Annotated in this window: 20 protein-coding genes; 14 read left to right on the top strand and 6 right to left on the bottom strand. The window is 43.7% G+C overall.

Annotated features, from left to right (window positions below):
* The first annotated feature begins 16 nt into the window (after positions 1-16).
* The 3 genes from K6V30_RS18285 to K6V30_RS18275 all read left to right on the top strand — a co-directional run bounded on the left by K6V30_RS18285 (position 17) and on the right by K6V30_RS18275 (position 2,356).
* Positions 17-1,648: a RagB/SusD family nutrient uptake outer membrane protein gene (locus tag K6V30_RS18285; protein ID WP_010537739.1), complete on the top strand. Its 1,632-nt coding sequence runs from the start codon at positions 17-19 to the stop codon at positions 1,646-1,648.
* Between the two features lie 86 nt (positions 1,649-1,734).
* Entirely contained in the window at positions 1,735-1,926 is a 192-nt protein-coding gene (locus K6V30_RS18280; RefSeq protein WP_055271547.1) for a type II toxin-antitoxin system HicA family toxin, read from the top strand.
* 37 nt (positions 1,927-1,963) lie between these two features.
* Positions 1,964-2,356 carry a hypothetical protein gene (locus K6V30_RS18275; RefSeq protein WP_055271545.1) on the top strand — a complete coding sequence of 131 codons (393 nt, stop codon included), beginning with the start codon at positions 1,964-1,966 and terminating at the stop codon, positions 2,354-2,356.
* Positions 2,357-2,480: 124 nt separating this feature from the next.
* Here K6V30_RS18275 and dnaJ read toward each other — a convergent pair whose 3' ends face one another.
* Positions 2,481-3,668, bottom strand: a complete 1,188-nt coding sequence (gene dnaJ, locus K6V30_RS18270; RefSeq protein ID WP_010537741.1) for a molecular chaperone DnaJ — start codon at positions 3,666-3,668, stop codon at positions 2,481-2,483.
* A gap of 22 nt (positions 3,669-3,690) precedes the next feature.
* A complete protein-coding gene (locus K6V30_RS18265; protein ID WP_010537742.1) occupies positions 3,691-4,272 on the bottom strand; it encodes a nucleotide exchange factor GrpE in 582 nt (193 codons plus the stop codon).
* Between the two features lie 222 nt (positions 4,273-4,494).
* Between K6V30_RS18265 and K6V30_RS18260 the strand changes: the two genes are divergently transcribed.
* Positions 4,495-6,114, top strand: a complete 1,620-nt coding sequence (locus K6V30_RS18260; RefSeq protein WP_010537743.1) for an ABC-F family ATP-binding cassette domain-containing protein — start codon at positions 4,495-4,497, stop codon at positions 6,112-6,114.
* Positions 6,115-6,325: 211 nt separating this feature from the next.
* Here K6V30_RS18260 and K6V30_RS18255 read toward each other — a convergent pair whose 3' ends face one another.
* Complete coding sequence (locus tag K6V30_RS18255) at positions 6,326-8,518, bottom strand: VapE domain-containing protein (RefSeq protein WP_055271544.1); 2,193 nt, start codon at positions 8,516-8,518, stop codon at positions 6,326-6,328.
* Positions 8,519-8,637: 119 nt separating this feature from the next.
* On the opposite strand from K6V30_RS18255, the gene K6V30_RS18250 reads away from it, so the two are divergent.
* Positions 8,638-8,916, top strand: coding sequence for a hypothetical protein (locus tag K6V30_RS18250; RefSeq protein WP_010537745.1), 279 nt, complete (start codon positions 8,638-8,640; stop codon positions 8,914-8,916).
* 340 nt (positions 8,917-9,256) lie between these two features.
* On the opposite strand, the gene K6V30_RS18245 is transcribed toward K6V30_RS18250, so the two are convergent.
* Complete coding sequence (locus K6V30_RS18245) at positions 9,257-9,487, bottom strand: DUF4248 domain-containing protein (RefSeq protein WP_010537746.1); 231 nt, start codon at positions 9,485-9,487, stop codon at positions 9,257-9,259.
* Between the two features lie 345 nt (positions 9,488-9,832).
* Here K6V30_RS18245 and K6V30_RS18240 point away from each other — a divergent pair, with 345 nt between their 5' ends.
* From K6V30_RS18240 to K6V30_RS18205, 8 genes are all read left to right on the top strand, one after another.
* Entirely contained in the window at positions 9,833-10,351 is a 519-nt protein-coding gene (locus K6V30_RS18240; RefSeq protein WP_010537747.1) for an HU family DNA-binding protein, read from the top strand.
* Between the two features lie 30 nt (positions 10,352-10,381).
* Positions 10,382-10,831, top strand: a complete 450-nt coding sequence (locus K6V30_RS18235) for an N-acetylmuramoyl-L-alanine amidase (protein WP_055270084.1) — start codon at positions 10,382-10,384, stop codon at positions 10,829-10,831.
* A 68-nt stretch (positions 10,832-10,899) separates the two neighbouring features.
* Complete coding sequence (locus K6V30_RS18230) at positions 10,900-11,001, top strand: smalltalk protein (protein ID WP_010537749.1); 102 nt, start codon at positions 10,900-10,902, stop codon at positions 10,999-11,001.
* 270 nt (positions 11,002-11,271) lie between these two features.
* On the top strand, positions 11,272-14,127 hold the full coding sequence (locus K6V30_RS18225) for a DUF5977 domain-containing protein (protein ID WP_141758187.1): 2,856 nt from the start codon (positions 11,272-11,274) through the stop codon (positions 14,125-14,127).
* Between the two features lie 25 nt (positions 14,128-14,152).
* Positions 14,153-14,740 (top strand): hypothetical protein, encoded by a 588-nt coding sequence (locus tag K6V30_RS18220; protein WP_055270070.1) that lies wholly within the window; start codon positions 14,153-14,155, stop codon positions 14,738-14,740.
* Positions 14,707-18,663, top strand: coding sequence for a DUF6443 domain-containing protein (locus K6V30_RS18215; protein ID WP_220388368.1), 3,957 nt, complete (start codon positions 14,707-14,709; stop codon positions 18,661-18,663). Before K6V30_RS18220 ends, K6V30_RS18215 begins: the two co-directional genes overlap by 34 nt.
* Before the next feature lie 278 nt (positions 18,664-18,941).
* Entirely contained in the window at positions 18,942-19,355 is a 414-nt protein-coding gene (locus tag K6V30_RS18210; RefSeq protein WP_010537753.1) for a hypothetical protein, read from the top strand.
* 163 nt (positions 19,356-19,518) lie between these two features.
* Positions 19,519-20,256: a hypothetical protein gene (locus K6V30_RS18205; RefSeq protein WP_010537754.1), complete on the top strand. Its 738-nt coding sequence runs from the start codon at positions 19,519-19,521 to the stop codon at positions 20,254-20,256.
* Positions 20,257-20,348: 92 nt separating this feature from the next.
* On the opposite strand, the gene K6V30_RS18200 is transcribed toward K6V30_RS18205, so the two are convergent.
* Positions 20,349-21,398, bottom strand: a complete 1,050-nt coding sequence (locus K6V30_RS18200) for a leucine-rich repeat domain-containing protein (RefSeq protein ID WP_010537755.1) — start codon at positions 21,396-21,398, stop codon at positions 20,349-20,351.
* A 103-nt stretch (positions 21,399-21,501) separates the two neighbouring features.
* Between K6V30_RS18200 and K6V30_RS18195 the strand changes: the two genes are divergently transcribed.
* A complete protein-coding gene (locus tag K6V30_RS18195; RefSeq protein WP_010537756.1) occupies positions 21,502-22,398 on the top strand; it encodes a CPBP family intramembrane glutamic endopeptidase in 897 nt (298 codons plus the stop codon).
* On the opposite strand, the gene K6V30_RS18190 is transcribed toward K6V30_RS18195, so the two are convergent.
* Positions 22,370-24,502: a Tex family protein gene (locus K6V30_RS18190; RefSeq protein ID WP_022302248.1), complete on the bottom strand. Its 2,133-nt coding sequence runs from the start codon at positions 24,500-24,502 to the stop codon at positions 22,370-22,372. The genes K6V30_RS18195 and K6V30_RS18190 overlap by 29 nt on opposite strands.
* Positions 24,503-24,551 lie beyond the last annotated feature (49 nt).

Here is a 24,551-nt window from a genome sequence, read left to right as displayed (position 1 = left end):
AACGGAGGAGTAAATCATGAAAAAATATATAAGAAATACAGCTATCGCACTGATGACGGCAACGGCTTTGTTCTCGTGCGACAAGTTTCTGGAAGAGAGTCCCAAAGACAAACTGCCGGAAGATGAAGTCTACAATAACCTCTCGGATTTATATCTGAATGCCGTGGCCTCTCTTTATACTTACATCGGTGGTTATAGCGACAGTCAGGGATTGCAGGGAACGGGTAGGGGAGTTTATGACCTGAACACCTTCACCACCGACGAAGCCATCATCCCCACCCGTGGCGGCGACTGGTACGACGGCGGATTCTGGCAAGGATTGTTCCTGCACCAATGGGGAATTGAAAACGACGCCATCCAAGCCACTTGGGAATATCTTTATAAAGTAGTCATGCTGTCCAACAAATCGCTGGAACGGATCGACCAGTTCTCCGAAACTCACACTGATGCCGAACTTCCCGCCTATCGTGCCGAAGTACGGGCGATGCGCGCGATGTATTACTATTACCTGATGGATCTGTTCGGACGTGTCCCGCTGATACTCACCTCATCTCCATCCATGAAGGACGTCGTACAGAGCGAACGGAAAACAATATTCGACTTTGTGTTCAAAGAGTTGCAGGAATCAGCCCCTTTGCTTAGTGAAGTTCATAGCAATCAGTCCGGTCCGTATTACGGACGCATCACCCGTCCCGTAGTTGTCTTCCTGCTGGCGAAACTGGCATTGAATGCTGAAGTCTACACCGACAATGACTGGACAGACGGACAACGTCCCGACGGAAAGAATCTCTTTTTCGAGGTAAACGGCAACCGTCTCAATGCCTGGCAGACGGTGATCGCATACTGTGACCAGCTGCAAGAAATGGGCTATCGTCTGGAACCGGATTACAAAACCAATTTTACCGTATTCAACGAACCCTCTGTCGAGAACATCTTCACGATTCCGATGAATAAGACCTTGTACACCAACCAGATGCAATACCTTTTCCGTTCCCGTCATTACAATCACGCCAAAGCCTATGGGCTGAGCGGCGAAAACGGGCCGAGCGCCACGATCGAAGCGTTGGAAACCTTCGGCTATGAAACAGCCGGACAGGACCCGCGTTTTGACATCTGTTATTTTGCCGGAGTCGTTTATGACCTAAAGGGGAATGTAGTCCGTCTGGATAACGGAACCATTCTTGAATATCTGCCGTGGAAAGTCGCCCTGGATATTTCGAACACCCCGTATGTACAGACAGCAGGAGCCCGTATGAAGAAATATGAGATAGACGAAACGGCCACCAAAGATGGAAAGCTGATGGAAAATGATATCGTTCTTTTCCGTTATGCAGATGCTTTGCTGATGAAAAGTGAGGCCAAAGTACGCAATGGCGAGAGCGGAGATACAGAACTGAATGAAGTACGCAGGCGTGTCAATGCCTCTTCCCGTACGGCTACACTGGAGAACATCCTTGCCGAGCGGCAACTCGAACTGGCTTGGGAGGGGTGGAGACGTCAGGACTTGATCCGCTTCGGGGAGTTCACGAGAGCATACAGCAGTCGTCCGCAACTTCCGGATGAAGAAAGTGGATATACCACCGTATTCCCGATTCCGGAGAAAATACGGGTGATGAATACAAAACTGAAGCAGAATCCGGGATATTAGCTCAATTCATAGTAAAATAATGAATAAATGTATAAACAGTATTCATATTATTACTATATTTGTGTGGTAATTAAGTCCGAAGTGTTATAAGTTACAAATCAATTAAAGACGTTGTAACTATGTTGCAAGAAAACGGTTTTGTACTAAAGAGTCAGAAAGGTAGCCATATGAAGTTTGAGAAAGACGACAAAATAGTTATTGTACCGAATCATAACAGCAAAGGCGCTGAGAAAGGCACTTATTACAGCATTTTGAGACAAGCGGGGCTGGAAAAATAGCCCCCTTGTTCTCTTGATTAAATAATAGGAGATAAAAATGAAAACAGTAGAAGTAATTGTGGAACACGCAGGGAAGAACTTGAGTGCTTATATCGAAGGTGCTCCGGTTATCACTGTTGGAAATGACATGAGAGAGATTGAGGAAAATATGAAGGAAGCGATTGAATTATATCTGGAAGATAATCCCAATCCTTGTGAACTATTGTCCGGAGAATTGGAATTGAAGTTTAAGGTTGACGCTGCTACCTTTATAAACTATTACAGTAATATCTTCACCAAAGCAGCCCTGAGCCGGATAACCGGAATTAACGAACGTCAGTTATGGCATTATGCCGCCGGTGTGCATAAACCGCGCAGACAACAACTGGAAAAGATTCAGAAGGGTATCCAAGCTCTGACGAAAGAGTTGTCATCCATTCATTTACTGTAATATCAAGTACGCACTATTGTGAAAATAATAGGCATGGAAAATTAAAAAGCTCCGGCATTCCCTACGAATGCCGGAGCTTTTATTATATCTGTGTGGCAGGCTATTATCTCTTAAAGAAGAAAGCCTAGTCAAAGAAACTCTTGAACTTTTTGAAGATCTTCTCCTTCACCGACGTGCTCGGTTTGAAGTTATCCGAAGCCTCCATTTTTTCCAGCGTATTCTTTTCCTCCTTATTCAATGTTTCCGGCACATAAATACTGATGTTCACCAGCAAATCACCTGTACCGTATCCATTGACATTCGGCAAACCTTTTCCGCGCAGGCGGAGCACTTTGCCCGGCTGTGTACCCGAGTCGATCTTCACTTTCACCTTGCCGTCGATAGTCGGAATTTCCACAGCACCACCCAGCGCAGCCGTCGGGAAACTCAGCAGCAAGTTATAGATCAGATCATTTTCGTCGCGGATTAAGTCCGGATGCGGTTCTTCCTCAACGAGAATCAGCAAGTCGCCCGGCACGCCATTATGCTTTCCGGCATTACCCTTGCCGCCCATTGAGAGCTGCATACCTTCTGCCACTCCGGCAGGAATCTTCACCGTCACTACCTCTTCGCCGTATACGATACCGTCTCCGGCACACTCCTTACACTTGTTTTTGATGATTTTGCCTTCACCATTACAGGTAGGACAGGTGGCACGGGTCTGCATTGTACCCAGTATCGTCTGCTGGTTGCGGATCACCGAGCCGCTTCCTTTACAGGTCGGACAAGTCTCCGAACCGCCGTCGCCTTCGGCACCCGTACCATGACAGTGACTACACGGCACATATTTCTTCAGTTTGAACTTCTTTTCTACTCCTGTCGAGATTTCTTTCAAAGACATCTTTACCTTGACGCGAAGATCGCTGCCACGATAACGACGCTGCTGTGAACCACCGCCACCGCCAAAACCGCTGAAACCTCCAAAGCCACCTCCGAAACCGCCGCCGCGACCTCCGAAGATGTCACCGAACATGGAGAAGATATCATCCATAGACATACCTTCGCCACCGAAACCACCGAACGGGCCTCCGTTGCCGGCTGCACCGCTCACTCCTGCGTGCCCGAACTGGTCGTAACGCGAACGCTTGTCCGGATTGCTCAGTACGTCATACGCTTCGGCAGCCTCCTTGAATTTTTCTTCCGCTTCCTTGTCACCCGGATTCTTGTCGGGGTGGTATTGGATTGCCTTTTTGCGGTAAGCCTTTTTAATCTCTTCTACTGTGGCGGTTTTTGCCACCTCCAGCACTTCATAATAGTCTCTTTTTTCTGCCATGCTTCCTAACTAACTTTTGTATTTACTCCCCAACTACCACTTTAGCGTGACGAATCACTTTGTCGTTCAGCGTATAACCCGTCTGTACGCAGTCCAGAATCTTACCTTTCTGTTCTTCCGACGGGGCAGGGATCACAGCGATGGCTTCGTGATAATCCGTATCCAGCGGCTGGTCTTTCGTTTCGATGACCTTCACGCCATTCTGTGCCAGGACAGCCATAAACTTATTATAAATCAATTCTACACCTTCCTTCACGGCGCTCACGTCTTTGGCAGTCTCCATCGTTTTGATGGCACGCTCAAAGTCGTCGATCACCGGCAGAATGCTGCTGATACTTTTTTCGCCACCATTCAGAATCAGTTCCGCCTTCTCCTTGATGGTACGTTTGCGGTAATTGTCAAACTCGGCAGACAGGCGCAGATACTTGTCCTTCTGCTCTTCGATGGCAGTCTGTGCCTCTTCCAGCTCCTTTTCCAACTGCTCCTCATGAGTCAGGGGAGCGGCCTCTTCTGCCTGATCGTTTTGCGGTTGCTCTTCCGCAGTATTCTGAGTTTCTTCCACATTCAGCTCTTCAGCCTTCATTTCTTTTTCTTTTGGATCCATCTTATTATTTATGATTTTATTATTTACGATCTATGATTTAAAATTTTCATCTGCAAAAACTTTGCCAATATGGTCATTTTGCCAAAAACGCTGCAAAGGTAATATATTTATGCCAGATTGACACATTCCGGATAGCTCATAATTCATTTTAAATGCCTACCTTTGCACACTCAAAAAAATAGTAGATAGCAAATAGTAAATAGTAAAATAGTAAATATCAAGATGATTACAGTTTCAAACGTTTCGGTGCAGTTTGGTAAAAGAGTATTGTTTAATGACGTAAACCTGAAATTTACAAGTGGTAACTGTTATGGCATTATCGGTGCGAACGGTGCGGGAAAATCTACATTCCTCCGTACGATCTACGGAGATCTCGACCCTACTACCGGTACGATTGCCCTGGGACCGGGCGAACGCCTGTCGGTATTGAGCCAGGACCACTTTAAATGGGATGCTTACACGGTAATGGATACCGTTATGATGGGACACACCGTGTTGTGGGACATCATGAAGCAACGCGAAGTATTGTATGCCAAAGAAGACTTCACGGACGAAGACGGACTGAAAGTGTCCGAACTGGAAGAGAAATTTGCCGAGCTGGACGGATGGAATGCAGAGAGTGACGCAGCCATGCTGTTGAGCGGTCTGGGCATCAAGGAAGACAAGCATTATACATTGATGGGTGAACTGAGCGGTAAGGAAAAGGTGCGCGTGATGCTTGCGCAAGCATTGTACGGCAACCCCGACAACCTTCTGCTGGACGAGCCTACCAATGACCTGGACATGGAGACAGTGACCTGGCTGGAAGAATATCTTTCCAATTTCGAGCACACCGTGCTGGTGGTAAGCCACGACCGTCACTTCCTCGACTCCGTATGTACGCACACCGTAGACATCGACTACGGAAAGATCAATATGTTTGCCGGTAACTACAGTTTCTGGTATGAATCGAGCCAGCTGGCACTCCGTCAGCAGCAGAACCAGAAGGCGAAGGCTGAGGAGAAGAAGAAAGAACTGGAGGAATTTATCCGCCGTTTCAGTGCCAATGTAGCGAAGAGCAAGCAGACTACAAGCCGCAAGAAGATGCTGGAAAAACTGAACGTAGAAGAAATCAAACCTTCTTCCCGCAAGTATCCGGGCATCATCTTCACTCCCGAACGTGAACCGGGCAACCAGATTCTCGAAGTTTCCGGACTGAGCAAGAAGACGGAAGAAGGCGTAGTGCTTTTCAACGACGTGAACTTCAACGTCGAAAAAGGCGACAAAGTGGTATTCCTTTCACGCAATCCGCGTGCGATGACTGCCTTCTTCGAAATCATCAACGGAAACATGAAGCCGGATGCCGGCCAGTTCAACTGGGGGGTGACCATCACAACGGCCTACCTGCCTCTTGACAATACGGACTTCTTCAACACAGACCTCAACCTGGTGGACTGGCTGAGTCAGTTTGGCGAAGGCAACGAAGTGTACATGAAGGGTTTCCTCGGACGTATGCTCTTCTCCGGCGAAGAAGTACTGAAGAAAGTAAGTGTACTTTCCGGAGGTGAAAAGATGCGTTGTATGATTGCCCGTATGCAGCTCCGCAATGCGAACTGCCTGATTCTGGATACTCCGACCAACCACCTCGACTTGGAATCTATCCAGGCTTTCAACAATAACCTGAAGACGTATAAAGGAAATATCCTCTTCTCGTCTCATGACCACGAGTTCATTCAGACGGTTGCCAACCGCATTATCGAGCTGACACCGAACGGTATCATCGACAAGATGATGGAATATGACGAATACATCACTTCCGACCATATCAAGGAGTTGAGAGCCAAGATGTACGGTGACAAGTAATGTGCTTCATCCGTCAGATACGCTGAATATGCATAGAAGGTAATACTGATAATTACCTTACTGTTAAATAAAGGGAAATGCTTGTTGACTGTCGTCACATTGCTTTTCCCTTTCCTTTTCATTGCTTGTCAGCTGCCGTAGTATCCTGTCCGGCATTCACGGCTGGCTCATCACTCACTGCTCAGAGGTCATGATTCGAAAAGCTCTTCATCTACAAGTCAAAATTCCCCTGTTTAGGAATCTGCGGCAACGTCGAATTGGCTTCTCGTTCTTCCGGTGTGTATTCCACCACCTTATATTCCGTTACTCCGTAATTGCCGTTCCGATTTATAAAATGGTTCTTTTCGAGCACCGTCACCAATGTTTTCTGTGTCTGGGGATTGGACTGAGTACGCCCGTTCAGACTCAGGATAGAGAGCAGATAAGAGGCAGGATACCATTTCGCTTGTATCTCTCCGCCTTTAGCCGCACGGAAATAGAAAAACAGGTTTTCTTCTACCGGGTCTTTCTGGCGAAAACTTTCGTTGCGCTTGTTCAAGAAGGTTACCTCTTCCTTTTCGTACCAGTATCGGTAGCCTTGCCGGTAGAGGGCCAGTGCCTGCGCATAGATGCCTTGGTGATTGACCGGACCGCTGTTGTCAATGCTCAAAATGGTATTGATCAGGTAACGTCTGTTTTCGAGGATATCCACCAGGAAGTGCTGGTCGTTGGTGCTGGCTATAAACGAGGCGCGGCGGATGAAGTTATTCATCTGTAGGTCGAACACTTTGCGTTCCGTCACCACGCCTTGTACGATCAGCCGCTTCAGGCTTTGCATTTGCCAGGAAGGAAGGGTGTCGAATTCGTCCAGGTCGATGATGAGACTGGAGGAGAGTTGCAGCAGATGGTCTTTGTTTTCGGGTATAATCATGCCGCAACGGTAGTAGGTGTCCAGTTCCGGTGGGAGAAGTTTCCGGATAAAGGTGCTTTTTCCGCTTCCCTGTCCGCCGTGGAGCAGCAGTAACTGCTGGTTCTGCACTTTATCGTCGATGGCGCAGGCCACCATTCCCACCAGCCAGTGGCGGAGGCTGTCTATGAAGAAATCCGGGTCGGTGGTTTTGACCCTCTGTGCCAGTTGGGCGATATAATCGGTTTTGCCGTTCCAGGTCGGGAGAGAAAAGAAATAGTGGGTGAAGGGATTGAACGGTTTGGCGTAATCAGAGTCTACCAGTGCCTTGAGGCTGTTTTGCGAGCAAGAGATTCCTTTCATTTGCGCGTTGATGTAGAACGTATTGACGTCTTTGGCACGCAGGATGGCGAAGTCGGAAGACGCCTTTTCATCGGTTGCCGTCGGTTTGCGGCGGAACTCGATCAGTTCTTTCACGATGTTTCTGCGGATTTCGTAATACTCATCCATGAATCTGATCATCTTGCAGATTTTCGGTTCATGGCTTTCCTTTTCTTCCCGGTCCGTCTTCGAAGTATATTGGTAGGCATTGCGCAGGGGCTGTTCGAGATCGAAGTCGGGGATATCGCCGAAGTTGCTGCGTGTCAGGCTGACGGCTTCTTCTTCCGTGATGTGGCGACGGTAGCACTGGTTGCCGAGGCAGTAAAAGAAATTGTCCCGGTTTCCGGTTTCAAGGCGTTCTTTCCGTCGGGTGTATTCCATGGCTTTGCGGAAGTCTAGCTGCACCTGCAGGTCGATCGGAGCCGCGTTCTCCTGTGTGGGGAGGAGCGGAGGCTGTGGGGAGGATTTCCTGCGTTTCTTGTTTTTACATTCTTCTTCGGTCGGCAACGTCACTCGTACGGTCAGCGGCTTTACATTCTCCAGTCGTTCGGGAGAAAGGAAAGCCTCCGGATCGTGTGAGGCAAAGAATCCGCGGCTAAGGTCGCTCCCGCTGGTGTCGACCTTCGTGTGGAGCAGTTCTTCGTACTTCTGGCTTGCCAGGGCGTACATGCGGTGGTGGTAACGTTCCAGTGTGGGGAGGTCGATGGTTCCGAGCGCGTTCAGTTCGGCGCGCAATGCTTCCGGTTCTTCGCCGGTGAGATAGACGAAGATTTTCAGCCCGTGCATGCGGGGGCTGATGAAATCTCCCAACGTGTCGGGGCAGTCGTTCACCAGTTGGCGGTATCCCGGAATCTTTTCTGCCGGCATGTCATCGCAGTCGAGTATGATGATATCCTGATACGTGACGAGGCTGTAAGCCAGTCTTTCCATAGCGTAGGTAGCCGTGACGGTGTAGTAGGGCAGTTGCTTCTTCATCCGGTCTGCTTTCGCCGTGTCTCCCGTTTCCATTGTCTCCCGGAGTCTCCGGATTTTGTCCCGATAAACACTTCCCCGAATAAATTCGAACAACTTCCGGATATCTATACTCCCTGACACAACTGATAACCCCCGGTAGGCGGTTATGGTAATAATTTCCATTTTGTTTGATAAGTTTTAATTGCTGTCGTTATTAACAGGCTGCAAAGGAATAGCTTTTTGTCGGATTAAAGAAACTGTTTTTAGGAAGCTAAAAACAGTTTTTTAACGTAATCTTCGAAATGTTAATCGTTAAGCAGAAGCCTTTTCAGCTTTTGTATCTCATAATCAATTTCTTCTATGCTCAGAGACTCATCCGGGTGATCGTTCTTCCGGAAATTTACTGTCAGAAACAGCAACTGTGCGAAGAATTTGGGACCTTTAATGTTAAATGGAGAGGAGGGGTCGTAGCAGAGGTGGACGATCGGTGTGAGAAATTTCTTTCTGTCAGATGGTTTTACCTCTATTCGGTTGAGGTACATGCTGTTGACATTATCCAGCAGTTGGGTGATGAACGGTGAGATAGCAGGGAATTCTCCCTTTTCGAGTGTTACAGCCTGCTTGTTTTGGTAAATGAAGCCTTCGGAGAAAATGTCTTTTTACTCATGTTTTTAATAATTAGTGCTTATTGTTAAAAGATGTTTCGTTTAAAAATGTCGCAAAGATACAACTTCTTTTTGTGTCTTCATCATCTCTGTTGTTTATTCTTTTTATATACTATTTAATACAGAAAAAAGCGTGTAACGGAGGGGTAAGTCCTACCCCTCCGTTACACGCTTTTTTTCTATAAAAATAAAATACTCTTTCGCGCCTGCGCGTATATAGTAATGTGTAAATCTCCGCATGGGGAGGAAGAGGTGCTTATGGAGTATCCAGGTACCTCACTAAAACAGCCACCTGCCTTTTGCTGTATGCCAGTTCATTCTTTCCTTCCGTGCCGGCATACAGTTCGTGGTAGAGCTCGGGGTTCCGGTGGATCCATTTTCGCATCTTCCTCAATGCGGCTTCGGGATTCAGATGGGGTGCATACAGTTGTGCCAGTTCCGTTTTCAGGTAGACCCGGACTTGAAATTCTTCTTGTGTAGTTTCCATAATCGGTGTTCTTTATATCGGCTGTTCGCCTGATTATTATACTGTAAAGGTATGTATTTATTCTGACAAAACAAAGCGGATGAGCGGAATAATCACTTTGAACGGGAAAGAAAAAGATACCGTTGTCTGTCAGTAAAGAACAGTGAGAGTCAGTGTGTCAAAGTACGTGCCGCTGCACATCGCTACGTGTCGCTACGCACTTGTATGTAACCCCGTAGAGGGGCTATTCCCTATCTTTGTCGTGTTCCTGAGAGGAGAAGCCGGAAGACGTCACCGCTACCTTCACCCGGGCAACAGAGAGAAAATAACTGGAAATTCATTCATTAAAAAAAGAAGAAGAAAATTATGTCTGTGACATTTAAAAAGATTTTACGTAAGTCTCCTTTCGACAAAGAAGGTACGGGCAAATTCTATCCGCAGCTGATCACGTGGGGAAAGCCCGCCACTCTGGATACCATTGCCAAACAGATGAAGGAGAAGAGTTCGCTCACGCTGGGCGATATCAAGAGTGTACTAACAAACTTCGTGGAGGTGATGCGCAGTGAGTTGTACAACGGCCATGCCGTGAACATTGAGAATTTTGGAGTATTCAGCCTGTCCGCCACTACGGTGGGGACTGATACCAAGAAGGCTTGTCTGCCGGAGAACATCCACTGGGTCCGTATCAATTTCCGGGCATCCGCCAGTGTACGTCCCAATCTTGCCGCTACCCGTGCGGAAGACCGTCTGGATTTTGTAGACTTGGAACAGCAACTGAAGGCGCTGAATGGTGGTGAAGGCGGAAGTGAGGTTCCCGATCCTAACCCGGGCGGTGGGAGCGGAGGCGACGGCGGTGACGAGGAAGCTCCGGACCCGACTGTCTAGAAGCAACCGATCATGAACCGTACAACAGGTATGAGAAAGATCAGTCTGATCGTGATTCACTGTTCCGCCACCCGTGAAGACAAGGAACTGACAGCTTTTGATCTGGACACGATGCACCGTCGGCGTGGATTCAACGGTACCGGTTATCACTACTATATCCGCAGGGACGGTACAACGCTTCTTACCCGTCCTGTCGAGCGGATCGGTGCGCACGCACGTGGATTTAATGCGGAGAGTATCGGAATTTGCTACGAAGGCGGTCTGGACTGTCGGGGACGCCCGGCGGACACCCGGACGCCGGAGCAACGGGCAGCACTCCGACTGCTGGTGCATCAGTTGCAAGTGAAATTCCCCGGTTGCCGGGTGTGCGGCCATCGTGACCTGTCACCGGACCGCAACGTGAATGGAGAGATTGAGCCGGAGGAGTGGATCAAGGCATGTCCGTGCTTTGAGGTAAAGGAGGAAAGTTTTCAGGAGTAATCAATCATTTAGTGATGATTGCCTAGTAATCAATCATGTAAAGAGTCGGAAAGGAGGTGTGTAAAGTTATGGCAGTCAAAAGATCCCTCTGGGATACCATTTTGAAAGTAGTCATCGCGGTGGCTTCGGCAGTGCTGGGAGCGCTGGGCGGTAATGCGATGAATCTGTAAGTTCGTAAATCACAGGTGTACAAAACAGGAGGCTAGTTTTATTCATAATAGAACGAAGCGATAGCATTTTGTATAACCTGTGATTTTTTTATAAAAATAAGCTTATTGCAATTAATATAAAAACAGCATATGAAAAATAGTTTTAAATATCATAATTTGAATCAGTATTGTACTGTGTTAACATATACATCGGGACCAACAGAACGAAAGATACGATATTTATTCATGTTTCTTTTTACTTTCCTCTTTCAGCCTATATTTTCGCAGTCAATGCTAAAATATGATACTCCGAGTCCGGGAGTTGGTTCATTGCTACGAGTACAGTCACTGCCGGTTGACTTGCATTCCGGAAGAGCAAATATTGCTATCCCTCTGTATTCCATAGCACTGAAAAATTATTCTTACGATATACAATTGCTATATAATTCGGAAGGCAACAAAGTTGATCTTCCTGTTGGTAATGTAGGCTTAGGTTGGTCCATTACCGGTGGACAAATATACAGAGTTGCTAATGGGATGATTGATGAAGTCTATACATTTAATGAGTATATGGACAGAACTGCTAATACGAACTGGGATCAGGAATCTAATTTAAATAAATATTATAATCCTTTCATTTATAATGAAGATTATCTTCATGAGCCCGACTTGGATGAATTTATAATAAATATAGGAAAAATAAATGCTTCCTTCTTTATGTATAAAGATAAGGAAGGAGAAATACAAACAAGAATCTCATCGCAAAATAATTCGTACTTTAAGGTAAAGGATGTGAAAGTTGGGAAAATACCTGATGTGTTACTTGCAGAAACGGAATGGACTAATGCTCATCTAAACAAAACATATCATCCCAAGTTGTATATCGAATCCAGACCTGTGTTGATTACAGAAATAACAATCGTTGATTCGGAAGGACTTACCTATATCTTTGGTGGAGATATTAATAGTATTGACCTGTCTTGTGCGTATTCTAAAGATCCTGATTATGATAGTCACTATAGTGTATATGGTGATCAGATAGGGAGTCATAGTATGATTTGGGATAGTTTTCACTCCAGTTTACTAGCTACAGCATCCACTTGGCATATCAAGAAAATAATATTACCCAATCAGGAAAATCTCACTTTTAATTATGATAAAGGAAATGTAAACATCGTAGAAAGATTTCTTTATACAGATCATGATTCTATACATGAGACGGAAGAATATGAGTACAATAAGTATCGTTTGCTGACATGTACGAGAAAGTATATTAATAATCCGAATGATAACAGTATGTTGGAAGCGAGAACTAAATATATTTCCGACTTGATGGAAGAATATGATAGTGTAACTTCCGGTTCCATTTCCTCCGGCTCTCCATTGAAAGTCTATGATACTATGAGAGCACAAGGATTGTTGTCTTATCCTGTAGAAACTGTTGTTAAGCGGAATGGAAAAGTTACTTCTGCCGAAGTGATGACATATAAGCTGTCTGATCAGTTTGCCGTTCAGGATAAACAGTATAAGTTGGAAAATGATGTGCCGTTAAGCGACTACTCCTCTTTCAAACTGCTGAACTCGGCTCAATATTCTATGGACAATCGATGTGCGCTCGAGATGGAATATCTTGATTATGATTCATACGGTAATCCGGCCAATATAGCAGATAAGGCTGGTGTCAAGACGGCTTATATATGGGGATATAAAGGCTTGTATCCTGTGGCTAAAGTGGTAAATGCCCGAAATACTTTCAAGTCCGTTCCTCAATATAGGGATGAGAGAACGACTAAGTACGTAAACCTGAAATACAGTTCATTGTCGGCTAATGTGAAATCGTATAACTTTTATACATCAAAAGCGGGTGATGTTGAAATAGTCCTTGCCGGAGCGTTAGGATTTAACTGGTATGTATCAGGACATCTTGACAATAAGGCTTTCAATCTGGTTCAGATGAGAAGCTCTGATAACATGGGCAAGCCTTGGACTGACTATCAAAATGCCTATACGTACAGTGCAACATTCTATGTCTCTGCCGGTTATCATACATTTAGTATTCTTAGTACTGATGCGTGTAAGGAATCGTCAGCAAATGTATATGACGGAGATATTCATTTCTCTTATTGGACAAGAAAAAGTATTGCTCCCGAGACAAGTGGTACAGATGATGTATTCTATGAGAACTTTGAAACCACTCATTTACGTCCTGCTTCTTTCGGATATCATAGTAATAATAGTTGTATCGGTCCTTATACGGTGTCTTTAGTGACGAATCCGGAAAGGAAATATGTAATAGATTATCAGGTCTTTAAGAATGGGAAGTGGGAGTATATGAAGCATGATTTTGTCAATGGTCGGGATTCAATAAATGAAGGAGTATACCCTATAGACGATGTACGTGTATATCCTAAGGATGCTTCGATAACTACATATGGCTATTATCCTCTCATAGGATTGAGGAGTGCGACTAATGAAAGGGGAGTAACGGAGTCTTATAGATATGATGACTTTAGCAGGCTGGTATCTGTGATGGATAACGATATGAATGTAGTTAAGGAATATGATTATTTTTATCAGAATCAATCCGTAGAACCTGAATTGACTTATTATAATGAGCAAATCAGAGAAACTTTTACCCGGAATACTTGTGACGCATCTTTAGGAGAAATGGGGGAATCTATCGATTATGTAGTGCCTGCAAAGAAATATAGTTCAACTTTATCACAGGAAGACGCTAATCAGAAAGCCTATATCGATTTGCGGAATAATGGTCAGCAATATGCCAATGAGCATGCAGAATGTAATTCGAATATAATCGTGTCTGTTTATAATCCCATGGAACAGGATTATTATCTGACGTTTGATTGGGGAGTTCAGGGAAGCATCGTTACCGATTATTACGAAATACCACCCAGCCGCAAAATCGCTGATACGGGAGATGTACTCAAAGACTATGAGCCTATTAAGGTTTACGTACCCAGAAGATTCTATAGAGATACTCGGGTTGCACCTCAAGATGATCATTGGGCATATGAGGAGCCTTCTATAAAATCCACTCCTTATGCTTTCGATATCAACTATAACATTGAGTATTATACCGGTCATGAAGATACATACGTTATAGGTGGTTATCCTTTTGCTTATTAATTCTCTTTATTAAAAACAATCAGATATGAAGAATTTTTTATATTGTATGTTTATAATGACATTGCTATCCATTGATAGTAACGCTCAACCGGGTAATTCTATCAGTGAATTACGTAAAAGTGATCTATGGACTGATTTGGGAGAGATTCTTGAACCAGTGATTGTTCGCGAGACTTATGATACCAGAAATGGGACAAACAATTATGGGAATGAGAATAATGATATTTATTTCTCTTTTTCTATATATCGCCCAACCCTCATTGTTTCCCATTTCAATGGATCGAGCTTAGAGGATGTTGAAGCTCATTTGCTGTATTTCCCATTAAGTGAACCTATGGATAATCTTGTTGATGTGGGAGACCCTGTTACATCGGGTAATTATGTAGAAAAGATGGAGGAGAAAATAAAATTACTACCTTACCTGAATCTTCATTTGGAAGAGAATATTGGTCATGGAGTGATTGGATCACTTTTTGTACAAATACTGCAGCCTGGTTATTATATCTTTCAGTGTGAAGGAGCATCAACATTTGGAATGATTATAATGGAGAAATTACTAGTAATATCTATATTAATCCTTTGGGAACTTCTATGGAAGCACCGATGGAAATAGGGGACTTCTCGGATGATTTTAACTATCATTTCTCTGGTTTGTTTGATTTTGACGATTCGCAGGAATTGTTCTTTTCTGTAAGGTTGAACTATCCAATGGAAATTAATCTCTCTCCGGAACAAACGGTTGAGTCTTTCCATTCAATAGAAATAATGGAAAAATCGGGTGCAATACTGGCAACAAGCGATGGGAGTCAATTGATAAAAAAAGCAATGCTTGATGCAGGAGATTATGTGATACGTTCGTTTATTAAAGCGAAAAGAAATATACAGCTAAATATATCAGGTAGTACAGACATCCTGAAAGGAGATAAAAAAGAAAAACCGATTGATATAGACTCTGTGATATTACCATTAGATTTTCAGGATACATTCAATACGGAATTTTTTACTGATTTCTATCATGGAAATACTACATCAGATGTGTATTACCGTTTGAAAATTAACTCTCCTATGGATATTCTTGTTTCAGTTCCTTCTTCTACTGTTGAAGGAGGTGTAAATGTTTATTTGCTAAATGAGGCTGATTTTCTTAAAGGGACTTTGGATACAAATAATGATAAAAATCTTTATGTTTCAAACTTATCTGCAGGTACATATTATATTGTAGCGGAAGGCAGTAAGAATAATGGTGAGATAGCTCTCCGGGTTCAGGGATATGAGCACTTTGATAATGTACGTTCCCGTGATAAGAATTATGTTGCTACACGTACCTATACGCAGGAAACAGGTATTAGATGGCAGGATAAGACAGACTATTACGATGGTTTGGGACGTTTGGAACAATCTGTCTTGAAATACTCCCAGAGCAAGAATGATATAGTAGCCTATCAGGAATATGATGCCCAGGGACGAAGTTCCAAGCAATGGTTGCCCACTGCATTTCAAGATAATGGAGGAAAGTTCATTCTTCCTGATGTGGTAAAAAGTAAAGTGATAGCTACGTATGGTGATAACGTTCCTTACTCCCGTCCGGTATATGAAGCTTCTCCGCTGAATCGTATTCTCGAACAATACGGTCCCGGACAAGGCTGGCAGGATAATCATCATAGTGTGAAAAATACCTATCTGACCAATATGACAGGTACGGATACATTGAACTGTATCCATTTCACTGCAACGAACGTAAGTGATACTGTCATGCGAATCAGTCGCATTGGTAACTATGCGACAGGGCAACTTTATGTCACCCGTGTGGAAGATGAAGATGGTAATCCGTCTTTCGAATTTAAAGACAAACTGAATCAGCTTGTCTTAACCCGTCAGATCATACAGACCGGAAGAAATAAGGAACTATATGATACCTACTATATATATGACGATTTCGGCAATCGGGTGGCTGTGCTTCCTCCGGCAGCTTCTTCCATGTTTGAAAGTGGCAGTTCCACAAGTTGGATGAGTAATACGGATGCGACGCTTCTGCAATATGCCTTTTTATACAAGTACAATAGTCGTAAACTCCAGATAGCCAAGAAACTTCCGGGTTGTAGCTGGTCTTTTTATATCTATGATAAGGGAAAGCGGTTGATTTTTTCTCAGGACGGTAATCAGCATAGTCGTGGTGAATGGTCGTTCAGCATTCCGGATATGTTCGGACGTGAATGTTTTTCGGGGATTTGCAGGAATGCGTTGAATCCTTTTGTCGATCCGTTACTTTCTTCGGTTGTCGGTGCCTCTTGGTATTCCGGTTCTTCTTCTGCCGGTGGCAGTGGATCGTATAAAGGTTATAGCTTGTCGGGCATCACTTTGACTTCTTCCAGCTTACTTTCAGTCAAGTATTATGATGATTACTCTTTCTTGGGCAGAAACGGATTTCCGGTTTCTACAGATGCCGGTGTTTGTTATGATGTCAATGCAGAGTCGGAAGGTTTTGGCAAACGTCATTCGGCAAGTTCCCGGGATATGCTTACAGGTAATCTGATAGCCTGTCTTGATGAAAAAGGGCAGTCCTATCTTTATACTGTGATGTATTATGATGATCACGACAGAGTGATACAACGTAAATCGAATAACCGTTTGAACGGCGGAGTTGAAAAAGATTATATTGCTTATAATTTTATTGGCCAGCCTACAAAGCATAAGCATATCCATTCTGCTGCAGGCAAAGCGACCCAAAGCGAAGTTTACTCATATAGCTATGATTATGCGGACCGGTTGCAAACCACCACTCACTGCTTAAATAATGGACCGGTAATGACTCTTGTCAATAATGAATACGATGAACTGGGGCGCCTGAAACATAACAGGCGGAATGGGCAGTCTAATTTGCATACGAATTATGCTTATAATCTCCGTTCGTGGACTGAATCAATCAGTAGTCCTCTGTTCTGTAAGACATTATATTATAATGACACCCGTTCCAACCCAACCAACACCCGTTATTACAACGGTAATATCTCTGGTATGGACTGGGGTGTAAATGGCGATAAAAAGCGTGGTTATGATTTTTCTTATGATAATCTTTCTCGGTTACTCTATGCGGACTATCTTGAAAATAATATTCGCAATCATAACTTTAACACTTCTTATAACTATGATAAGCAGGGGAATATAGTCTCTCTGATGCGTTCCGGAAATCAGAATACTACCTATGGAATAATTGATAATTTGGCTCTAAATTACCGTGGTAATCAGCTAATAAAGGTTGAGGATACTGCATCAGATTCAAATCTTTCGGTATCATCTATGGATTTTAGGAATGGTGCGAAGCAGGATGTGGAATACTTTTATGATGAAAATGGTAATCTGATTAAAGATTTAAATAAAGGTATAGCTGATATTCAATATAATTTATTAAATTTGCCAAGACGGATTACTTTCAATGACACAAACAAATCTACTCATGAGTATGTTTATTCTGCCGATGGAAAGAAGTTATCCGTCATTCATAAATCTTCTGCCGAGAATCGTACCGATTATATAGGTAACATGATTTACGAAAATGGTTCTTTAAAACGTATATTGGTGGATGGTGGCTACATTGAAAATGGCATTTACTATTTCTATTTGCAGGACCATTTGGGTAATAATCGTGTGGTGGCTAAATCGGACGGGACAGTAACTCAAACAAATCATTATTATCCTTTCGGCATGTCGTTTACAGAGAGTACTCACGGAGATAAACAACCTTATAAATATAATAATAAGGAGTTGGATATGAATAATGGCTTGAACAGGTATGATTATGGAGCAAGGATGTACGATCCGGCTTTGGGAAGATGGCATGTGGTTGACCCGATGGCGGAGAAGTATTATTGGGAGAGTCCATATGGATATTGTGGAAATAATTCGATTAATTGGATTGATCCGGATGGACAAATGAAAGTTATTTATAATCCAGATAGAACTTATAAAGAAACGACTCATAATAATTGGTTTCACAATACCTTTATCGGACGAAAAGAGTATATTGATTACGGAGATCAGAAAGTAAATCTCTCTGAATCGGAGTTCTGGCAATGGCAGATCACAGGAAAGTATGACAATGTAGGTTCTGTATCAAGTTTAATAAGTAACTTAGAACTTACTCTTAATGAACCTCCTACAGGATTGATTGATGGAGCTGCTAAGTATGCGGCATCGTCAGTTTATTCTTTAATGAATTCTCCGAAAGTGTGGTTGACGGGTAAGTCATGGGCGGGAACATATGCAACTCCTGATGAGAGAGCAAATGGATTTATTAATGTAGCTACTCAGAGTTTTCCTGCTTCCCGTTTATTGAAACAATTACAGCCGGTTTCATGGCTAAAATTTAAATATGCCAATCCTCACATTCCTACAAAGATTAAGCATTCTGTTTATGATATGGAGATGAGAAGGTTTGATGAAATAAATCGTAATCCCAATGCGTTTAAAAAGATGAATGATGGTATAGATGGCTTTTTGTATATTAATAAAAAGAGAAAAAACGATGAGAGGTATTGATTATCTTGGTACTCTGATTATGTGGCTGGTAGTACTAATTGGTTGGCTGATAAAAGGGGGTAAAACCAATCTTCTAAAAGAGATTGCGAAAATAGATGATTCTGCAAAAAGGAATGTGGGAATAATTTTTGTAATCTTCTTTTTGGGGCCCATATTCTTAGGTGAATGTAGGGGCAATTAGGTTCTCTTTTTCTCTAACTTCGATATGAACGGGAATCTAATTCGTGAATCATATCGGAGTTAGTATGATTTTAATAGTAATTCATTGATAATAATATATGAAAAATATAGAAACAAATAAGTACTTTGCCATAATGTCCGAGAAAGATGATGTGGAATTAATGCGAATTATAACTGTAGAACGTGCGGATTATCAAGCTGATGCTGTGATTGCCGCAGAAGAAGAATTGGAAAGACGGGAAATTTCTCCATCTATGTATCAGGACTTTACAGAAGAAGTAGAAAAACTTATTAAGGTAGAAATAGAAAAGAAAGTGGAAAAACAGCATCTTCCTTTGTCAACATGGGTGAAAGTGATGGCATTTATTTTTCCCTTTCCGTTGTTTTTCATCATAGGATTAGTGCTTATATTATTCGACTATCAAATACGTGGTAAAGAACTCTGTAAATGGATATTCTTTGGATGGGTGTTCTATTTTACTCTTTTGGTGATTATGAAAATATTTCTTTAATATATTTGGGGAGTGTTATTATTAATCAAGAGTAATATTTAGGTGTTCATGAGTACTATGAGCATAGAATAATGAACTGGAGTAAAAACAAGTACCCACTGGAAATGCTATAATGCTCAATTGAATCATCCAACCTTCAAAAAATTACCTAAAGACCAACAAGATGAAATCAGACGGAGAGAATATGAATATTACATCAATCGTAATCATTAAAAGAGTAATCGGTTTTACATGTGTTATTCTATTGTTACTAACAAATGTATATGCCCAAGAAAATGAGATATCGATTGACTTGGAGTTAGTAAGTGTATGGGAGAGTGAGTATCAACCTAGTCCTCAAGGATTGATAAAGGGAGACACTCTTCCAGAAATTATTAATTTTGAATTTATCGTGTATAATCACACCGATAAAGCTCTCATGTTCGGTTCTAATAGTCATCTCTATTATCATCCGGATTGGAATAATTCAGAGTATGGAGAAATTGGTCGTTTTTTAATGATAAATGGTGCGGATACTATTTCATTATATACGAAAATGTCAGGTTTAGGTGCCAATACATTATATGATAATGAAGTTATTTGGGGATCTATAGAGAGCTTTCATGATTTAGAAACTCATCCTGTTTTTAGACCGTTTTTTAATCGGTGGAATTATGTAGGGAAAGATCGAGGCAAAGAGCTTTATAATTACTTAAAGGATTGTCAGTTTTTATATGTTCCGATACCGGCAGATTATCAACGAAGGCTTGATAAATTTGAAGATAAATCAATGATCAATCAGATTACCTATCCTCGTGATACTATTCAGATAAAAAAGAAAGATCCTTTTGAAATTATTGTTAGTGATTCAGAAGAAGAGTATTATATTTATCCTCCGATATCAATAAAACAGGATGAATAGCTCCATCTGATGCTGAAATCTTTATTATGCCCTAAGATAATTAACCCATGATAGTTATTTTATCTTAGGGCATATTCTATTTCAATTCATTTTTATTTCTTATAAATCAACTTACTTGGCACCCCGTTTCCGAAGAGTTCATCGCCTAGCGTTGTAATCTTATCACCTGTAGCGAGCACATAGCGCAGATTATCGCATCCCATGAACGCTCCGAACTCGATAGCCGTCACACTGGCAGGTAGTTCAAGTGTTCCGGCAAGTCGTCCGCAGTTGCTGAATACCCGTTGGCCGATGGTCTTGAGGTTATGTGGCAGCTTGATCTTCAGGAGATACTTCTTCTGAGAGAAAGTAAAGTCGGGGATAGAGGTGGCATTGGTCTTTGAAATGTCGAGAGACACAAGGTTCGGCATATAGTCGCGAAGCAGTTTGAAATCGGCATTATCCAGTTTTCCTTCAATAGTCAGGAAGTTAATATCTCTGGGTTGCAGTCCGGCTTTCATAATCTCATCTTCCAGCTTGCCCATAGCACCCACTTGGATCGTGGCTTCCAGCGGTTCGCCTTCGATAAATGCAAAGTTCTCCCATCTGTTTTTAAAACGGTAGGCGTCGCTGCTGCCCAATGGAACGAAAATAGCCGTCACACTGTCGGCCAGAGCTTCCGGCAACAGGTTAGGAGCTGTCTTCTTGCGTATCTGACAGATTTTCAGGTTGTCACATCCTTTGAAGGCGGCATCTTCGATATTCTTTATCTTTTCGGAAAGAATCACTTTTTCCAGTGTCTGCTTACCTTTGGTCATTCCGTTTACCACATTCGAGAAGGCGTAGGCGGGGACAAAATTGGCCATATAGATGTAGAACTTTCCGTTAGGATACGTTCCGGCCTTGCCGCTGTACATCTTGATTTCGGCATTGGAAATATCGAGCACCTTCAGGCTGGGAAATTCATCGCGGAGATGTCTGAAGTCTTCCGCATTCAGTTTTCCTGTCAGTGTAAGGTGGGTGATGCTGTTGGCTTCCTCTTCGGTCATCATCGAGATCAATGTGCCGGGCTTGCTGACATAATACGTTTTGCTTACTTGTGCGGTTGCTCCCAAAGTACTGGCAACCAATAAAAAACTTATCAGTAGTTGTCTTATTTTCATAATTATGCAGATTTGTTCTGACAAATATAGGAAAAATAGGTAAGACACGATGTTTTTTTATGTTTTATATCTAATTTTGTAGCGTGATTAACAAAAAGTAAAAATGGAGACAGAAGAAATCAGAGAAAAGAAAGAACCGAAAAGACTTCCCGTATGGGCGTGTATCCTGTTGTTTGCACTGGGGCTTTTCGTATGTATGGGACTGTATGGTACAATAGGATTCGGATTATTGTCTCTGATTCTTGGCGATGAGGCGCGACACCCCGGATTGTTGGTGTACACTGTGACGGAAGCCAATATGCTGCTGTCTGTGTTGACTCCGGCTGTGATTCTGCTTTATTTTGAACGCCGCCCCTTTTCTGACTTGGGGCTGACACTGAAAGGGCATGTCCGGGGACTGTGGTATGGACTGCTGGTGGCGATGTTGCTCTACCTGATCGGCTTCGGGCTTTCGCTGGCTATAGGTGAAGTAGAAGTAACAGGCTTTCAGTTCGATCCTTTAAATCTGCTCGGCACTTTTGTGTTCTGCCTGCTGGTGGCCTTGACTGAAGAGATCATGATGCGCGGCTACATACTCGGGCGTCTGCTGCATACCCGGATGAATAAATTCCTGGCTCTTTTCGTTTCTGCACTGCTGTTTGCATTGCTGCATATCTTCAACCCGAATGTGGCTTTTCTGCCGATGCTGAACCTGGTGATTGCAGGTATGTTGATCGGTGCTTCCTATTTATATACACGGAATCTTTGTTTCCCCATTTCCCTCCATCTTTTTTGGAACTGGATTCAAGGCCCGATATTGGGATATCAAGTAAGTGGAAACGATCTGGGAACATCGCTGTTGACGCTGCATCTGCCCGAAGAAAACGTACTGAATGGCGGAGCCTTTGGTTTTGAAGGCTCGCTCATTTGTACAGTACTTATGATAATCTTTACGATTTTAATTGTGTGGTGGGGCGAAAAGCGGGAGGCAATCAGTCTTGCTGTACCCCGATCATGCTAAGCTGAATCCGCTTCCGGTCGGTATCTACGTTCATCACTCTGACCATGACATGCTGGTGGATGGATACGATTTCTGTAGGATCGGATATATATCGCTCGGCTAACTGGGAAAGATGTACAAGTCCGTTTTCCTTGATACCTATATCGACGAAAGCTCCGAAATTCGTAATGTTGCCTACGATACCCGGCAGGATCATGCCTTCGCGCAAGTCTGCGATGGTGCGCACGTTCTTGTCGAATTCAAATACCTTGATCGCTTTACGCGGGTCGCGTCCCGGTTTGTCGAGCTCCTGCATGATGTCCTGTAAAGTCGGCAGGCCCACAGTCGGCGTGATATAGTCCGATATCTTGATTTTCTGGCGTAGTTCCTTATTCGCAATCAGTTCGTTGACGGTACATTTCAGGTCTTTCGACATTTGCTCTACGATGTGGTAGCTTTCCGGATGCACTGCTGTGTTGTCCAGCGGATTCTTTGCTCCGGGGATACGGAGGAATCCGGCACACTGTTCGAAGGCTTTGGCACCCATGCGGGGGACTTTCATCAATTCCTTACGCGAATTGAAAGCTCCGTTCTCGGCGCGGTAGTTGACAATATTTTGCGCCAGCTGCGGACCCAGTCCGGAAATGTATGTCAGCAGATGGCTGCTTGCGGTATTCAGATTCACACCTACCAGATTCACACAGTTTTCTACAGTCTGGTCGAGGGCTTTTTTCAATTTCGTCTGGTCTACGTCATGCTGGTATTGTCCGACGCCGATGGATTTAGGGTCGATCTTTACCAGTTCTGCCAACGGGTCCATCAGCCGGCGACCGATAGAGACTGCTCCACGCACCGTTACGTCATAATCGGGAAATTCATCACGGGCGATCTTGGATGCTGAATAAATGGAAGCTCCCTGTTCGCTGACCACGAAGACCGGAATTTGCCGGTCGAAAGTCTGGTGATTGATGAAGTCTTCCGTCTCGCGGCTGGCTGTTCCGTTGCCGATAGAGATGGCTTCAATCTCATAGGCTTCTATCATTTTGCGGAGCTTGGAAGCCGCTTCGCCGGTTTTATTGACCGGAGGGTGGGGATAGATGTTTTCATTGTGCAACAAATTGCCCTGCGCATCCAGACAGACTACTTTACAGCCTGTGCGGAAGCCGGGATCGATAGCGAGTACCCGTTTCTGTCCGAGCGGAGGAGAGAGGAGCAATTGGCGGAGATTCTCCGTAAACACGCGGATAGCTTCGTCATCAGCCTTTTCTTTGGACTGTGCAGCAAACTCTGTTTCAATGGAAGGTTTGAGCAGACGCTTGTAGGCATCGGCAGTGGCTTCGCTTACCTGACGGCTGCATTCATTGTTGCCGTGTACGAACTGGCGGTCGAGGCGTTCCAGACAGGCTTCGTCATCCGGACTGATGGATACTTTCAGCAATCCTTCGGATTCTGCGCGGCGAATGGCGAGGAGACGATGGGAGGTGCAGCGTTTCAGTGATTCGGAGAAATCGAAATAATCACGGTATTTGGCAGCTTCTTCTTCCTTGCCTTTCACTACTTTGGCAGTGATCGTTGCCTGACGGGCGAATTGGTTACGTATGGCATTACGGGCGCGTTCGTCCTCATTCACTTGCTCAGCGATGATGTCACGGGCGCCTTTCAGTGCATCTTCTGTGTCCTTAACTTCACCTTTGACGAAGGCGGAGGCTTTGGCGCTGAGATTGTTCTCTCTTTGCAGCATCAGGATCATGGCAAGCGGTTCCAGCCCTTTCTGTCGGGCTGCTTCGGCACGGGTCTTCCGTTTGGGCTTGTAGGGCAGGTAGATGTCCTCCAGCTCCGTAGGATTCCAGGTGTCGTTGATACGCTTTTCGAGTTCGGGAGTGAGTTTGCCTTGTTCGTTGATGGTACTAAGAATCGTTTCCTTCCGTTTGGCTATGTCGCACAACTTGTCATGTTGCTCCTTGATGTTCTCTATCTGTACTTCGTCCAGTCCGCCTGTGGCTTCTTTACGGTAACGGCTGATGAAAGGGATGGTAGCACCTTCCCCCAATAAATGGAGAGTACTGCTGATTTGTCTTTCCGGTATTCCCAGTAATCCGGAAATCATTTGGTGAAATAGTTCCATATACAATTTTTTTGCGAATGAATGAGCGACAAAAATACACATAAATCTG

Source organism: Bacteroides faecis, from assembly GCF_020091505.1.
Lineage (GTDB): Bacteria > Bacteroidota > Bacteroidia > Bacteroidales > Bacteroidaceae > Bacteroides > Bacteroides faecis.
This window is presented reverse-complemented; position numbering and strand designations above follow the sequence as displayed.

Coding starts and splice junctions, on each gene's coding strand:
- K6V30_RS18255 (WP_055271544.1), bottom strand. CDS start 8,518: ATGGAAATTATTACCATAACCGCCTACCGGGGGTTATCAGTTGTGTCA.
- K6V30_RS18205 (WP_010537754.1), top strand. CDS start 19,519: ATGAAATCAGACGGAGAGAATATGAATATTACATCAATCGTAATCATT.
- K6V30_RS18210 (WP_010537753.1), top strand. CDS start 18,942: ATGAAAAATATAGAAACAAATAAGTACTTTGCCATAATGTCCGAGAAA.
- K6V30_RS18195 (WP_010537756.1), top strand. CDS start 21,502: ATGGAGACAGAAGAAATCAGAGAAAAGAAAGAACCGAAAAGACTTCCC.
- K6V30_RS18235 (WP_055270084.1), top strand. CDS start 10,382: ATGAGAAAGATCAGTCTGATCGTGATTCACTGTTCCGCCACCCGTGAA.
- K6V30_RS18245 (WP_010537746.1), bottom strand. CDS start 9,487: ATGGAAACTACACAAGAAGAATTTCAAGTCCGGGTCTACCTGAAAACG.
- K6V30_RS18275 (WP_055271545.1), top strand. CDS start 1,964: ATGAAAACAGTAGAAGTAATTGTGGAACACGCAGGGAAGAACTTGAGT.
- K6V30_RS18220 (WP_055270070.1), top strand. CDS start 14,153: ATGAAGAATTTTTTATATTGTATGTTTATAATGACATTGCTATCCATT.
- K6V30_RS18260 (WP_010537743.1), top strand. CDS start 4,495: ATGATTACAGTTTCAAACGTTTCGGTGCAGTTTGGTAAAAGAGTATTG.
- K6V30_RS18240 (WP_010537747.1), top strand. CDS start 9,833: ATGTCTGTGACATTTAAAAAGATTTTACGTAAGTCTCCTTTCGACAAA.
- K6V30_RS18265 (WP_010537742.1), bottom strand. CDS start 4,272: ATGGATCCAAAAGAAAAAGAAATGAAGGCTGAAGAGCTGAATGTGGAA.
- K6V30_RS18285 (WP_010537739.1), top strand. CDS start 17: ATGAAAAAATATATAAGAAATACAGCTATCGCACTGATGACGGCAACG.
- K6V30_RS18200 (WP_010537755.1), bottom strand. CDS start 21,398: ATGAAAATAAGACAACTACTGATAAGTTTTTTATTGGTTGCCAGTACT.
- dnaJ (WP_010537741.1), bottom strand. CDS start 3,668: ATGGCAGAAAAAAGAGACTATTATGAAGTGCTGGAGGTGGCAAAAACC.
- K6V30_RS18230 (WP_010537749.1), top strand. CDS start 10,900: ATGGCAGTCAAAAGATCCCTCTGGGATACCATTTTGAAAGTAGTCATC.
- K6V30_RS18190 (WP_022302248.1), bottom strand. CDS start 24,502: ATGGAACTATTTCACCAAATGATTTCCGGATTACTGGGAATACCGGAA.
- K6V30_RS18250 (WP_010537745.1), top strand. CDS start 8,638: ATGTTAATCGTTAAGCAGAAGCCTTTTCAGCTTTTGTATCTCATAATC.
- K6V30_RS18225 (WP_141758187.1), top strand. CDS start 11,272: ATGCTAAAATATGATACTCCGAGTCCGGGAGTTGGTTCATTGCTACGA.